This window comes from Gulosibacter sediminis (assembly GCF_014904065.1).
Lineage (GTDB): Bacteria > Actinomycetota > Actinomycetes > Actinomycetales > Microbacteriaceae > Gulosibacter > Gulosibacter sediminis.
The window spans coordinates 17598-20357 of the sequence record NZ_JACXJG010000015.1; the positions used below are offsets into that span (position 1 = coordinate 17598).

3 protein-coding genes are annotated in these 2760 nt (G+C 67.5%); 1 reads left to right on the forward strand and 2 read right to left on the reverse strand.

The window, feature by feature from the left end; translation table 11 throughout:
- Positions 1-1118: 1118 nt before the first annotated feature.
- Together ID132_RS08530 and ID132_RS08535 are read right to left on the reverse strand one after the other, a co-directional pair.
- Positions 1119-1508 (reverse strand): VOC family protein, encoded by a 390-nt coding sequence (locus tag ID132_RS08530; RefSeq protein ID WP_193128357.1) that lies wholly within the window; start codon positions 1506-1508, stop codon positions 1119-1121.
- Between the two features lie 28 nt (positions 1509-1536).
- On the reverse strand, positions 1537-2088 hold the full coding sequence (locus ID132_RS08535) for an NADPH-dependent FMN reductase (RefSeq protein ID WP_193128358.1): 552 nt from the start codon (positions 2086-2088) through the stop codon (positions 1537-1539).
- A gap of 122 nt (positions 2089-2210) precedes the next feature.
- Here ID132_RS08535 and ID132_RS08540 point away from each other — a divergent pair, with 122 nt between their 5' ends.
- Positions 2211-2642, forward strand: coding sequence for a barstar family protein (locus ID132_RS08540; RefSeq protein WP_193128359.1), 432 nt, complete (start codon positions 2211-2213; stop codon positions 2640-2642).
- Positions 2643-2760 lie beyond the last annotated feature (118 nt).

Sequence of the window (2760 nt, forward strand, 5' to 3'; positions counted from 1 at the left end):
TGCGGCGACCCGGTAAGCGCACACCCCACGAAAGCGGGCCCCGACACTTCGGTGTCGGGGCCCGCTTTCGTTGGTCGGTGGCCGTGTACGAAGCCATGTCGGAGGCTCGACATAGGTTCCGAGTCGAGGCCAGCGACACCCGTCGCGCACCGCCTCTCGACCTATGGAGTAACCGTGTCTAACTTCCAGGCCCCCGCTCAGAATCCCTACCCTCCCGCGCCGCAGTACGGCGTCGGTCCGCAGAACGGCGCTGGCCCCCAGCCGCCCGCCGGCCCGCAGCCGAAGACCCGCAACGGCCTCGGCATCGCGGCGTTCGTCATCGCGATCGTCGGCTTCGTCTTCGCGTGTATCCCTGGCGCGCTCATCGTCGGCTGGNCGGCCTCGTCGCGATCTTCCTGCGCGGCAAGGTGAAGTGGCAGGCGATCTCGGCCGTCATCATCTCGGTGGTCGGCACGATCGTCGGCGCGATGGTCTTCGTCGGCGTCGTCGCGAACGCTGCGAGCGAGGCCTTCGGCGAGAGCTCGTCATCGGTGAGCCTCGTCGACGACGCGACCACCGAAGACGGTGCGCCTGCTGACAACGCGGACGCGGCACCGGCCGAGGAAGTCGCGCCGGTCGAGGAGGCCGCCACCGCAGACGGCACGCGCGAGAACCCGCTGCCGCTCGGCTCGGTCATCGAGGGCGACGAGTGGACGGTCACCATCAATTCGATTGACCTCGACGCGACCGACACCGTGATGGGCGCGAACCAGTTCAACGACGCCCCGGCTGAGGGCGACGTCTACATCCTCATCAACTACACCGTCACCTACACGGGCGACGACCCCGACGGCCAAATGCCGGCGATGGTCGGCATCGACTACGTGACCGGCGGCGGCAACACCGTCGACGAGCTTGGCACCATGGCCGTCGCACCCGACGCCATCGACTCGCTGAGCGCCCTCTATAACGGTGCCTCGGCGACGGGCAACGAGGCGATCGCGGTGCCCACCCCGGTCGACGGCGTGCTCGCGGTCAGCCCGGGCATGTTCGACGACAAGGTGTTCGTGGCCGTCCAGTAACGACGCAGCCCGCGCATCCGGCTTCCGGATGCGCGGGCTGACTTCGCGTGCGGTGCGCTACTGCTTGTATTGCGCCAGCTGCAGGAGGTTGCCGCAGGTGTCGCTGAACACCGCGATGATCACCGGGCCGACGTCGAGCGGTGCCTGCGTGAACTCGACACCGAGGCCCTGCAGGCGCTCGTACTCGGCCTGGATGTCGTCGGTGGCGAGCATGCAGAACGGGATGCCATCGTTGAGCAGGGCGCTCGTGAACGGCGGCACCGCCCGGTGCGCCTTCGGCTCGAGCGAGACGTCGGTGACGTTCTCGCCCTCGCCGAGGTGCACCGTGAGCCAGCGGTGCTCGCCCATCGGCACGTCGGCGGTCACTTCGAAGCCGAGCTTCTCGGTGTAGAACTCGAGGGCGCGCTGCTGGTCGTCGACGAAGATGCTGACGGTTTGGAGCTTCATGGTGCTGCCGATCTGTCAGGGGGGGGGNCTACTTCGCGAGCTTCGTCGCGAGCTGCTCGACCTCGTCGAAGACGTGGCCGAGCTCGGTCTCGCGGCGGTCGGTCGGCGTGAATGTGCCGTCTTCGAACTCGGTGAAGATGCTGATGTTCACCTCGGAGCGGGCGTTTGGCATCGAGAAGTTCGCGAGCACCGTGCGCCAGTTCTCGATTGCGCGCACACCGCCGGCCGAGCCGTAGGCGACGAAGCCGACGGGCTTGCCGACCCATTCGCTGCCGAGCGAGTCGACCGCGTTCTTGAACGCGCCCGGCACGCCGTGGTTGTACTCGGCGGTGACGAACACGTAGGCGTCGCAGGCATCGATCGCCTGGCTCCACGCGGTGACCTCGGCGCTGTCGTATTGCTTGTTCGCCCGCATCGGGTGCACCCCCGAGGTGAGCAGTGGCACGTTAAACGACTTCAAGTCGACGAGCTCGTAATCGACGCCCGAGTCGCGGTCGTCGGCGACCTGCTTCACGAAGTTCGCGACCTGCTCGCCGAGCCGGCCCTCGCGGATCGAACCAAGAATGATGCCTACCTTCATGCGTCCTCCTTCGACGTGGCTCGCCGCTCGATGCGGTGCCACCGCTTTACGTTAGTGCGGCGGCGTTCCCGAAATTCAAGATGTGCTGGAGGACCGCTCGCTGCGCCTGCCAGAATCGAGGGATGCTCGAGGTCGAACTCCACGGCGCCGCGATCACCGACATCGCGTCGCTCTACGACGAACTCAACCGCGTGTTCATGGCCGACGAGGACTGGCAACTCGGGCCGAGCCTCGACGCGCTCGATGACCTGCTCTACACCGGCTACGGCGCGGCGTTTGGCTCTGCGACAGATCATTCGGCAGGCTCAGGGACCGGGACGGTGACCGGGCGGCTGCGGGTCGTCTGGCGCGACCACGCGCGCAGCCGTGACGCGCTCGGGGTGGCGACCACCGCATCCTGGTACGAGGCGAAGCTCGCGAAGCCGGGCACGTTCAACACCGAGAAGGTGACGCGCGACCTGGCAGCGCTGCGCGCATCCGGCGGGCCGACCTACTTCGACCTCGTGCTCGAGGTGTTCTCGAGTCACCCGAACGTCGAGCTCGTGCTCGACTGACGTATCAGGCAGCCGCGTCGACCGGTGCCGGCTTCTGGATGCGCGGGTCGCGGAACGCCAGCAGCGTCGCGGTGACGACGCCCGAGGCGAGGATGCCCGCGAGCACGATGAGCTGGAA

Excerpts from the sequence above, each read along its gene's own strand:
- ID132_RS08540 (WP_193128359.1), top strand. The coding sequence starts at position 2,211 with ATGCTCGAGGTCGAACTCCACGGCGCCGCGATCACCGACATCGCGTCG.
- ID132_RS08535 (WP_193128358.1), bottom strand. The coding sequence starts at position 2,088 with ATGAAGGTAGGCATCATTCTTGGTTCGATCCGCGAGGGCCGGCTCGGC.
- ID132_RS08530 (WP_193128357.1), bottom strand. The coding sequence starts at position 1,508 with ATGAAGCTCCAAACCGTCAGCATCTTCGTCGACGACCAGCAGCGCGCC.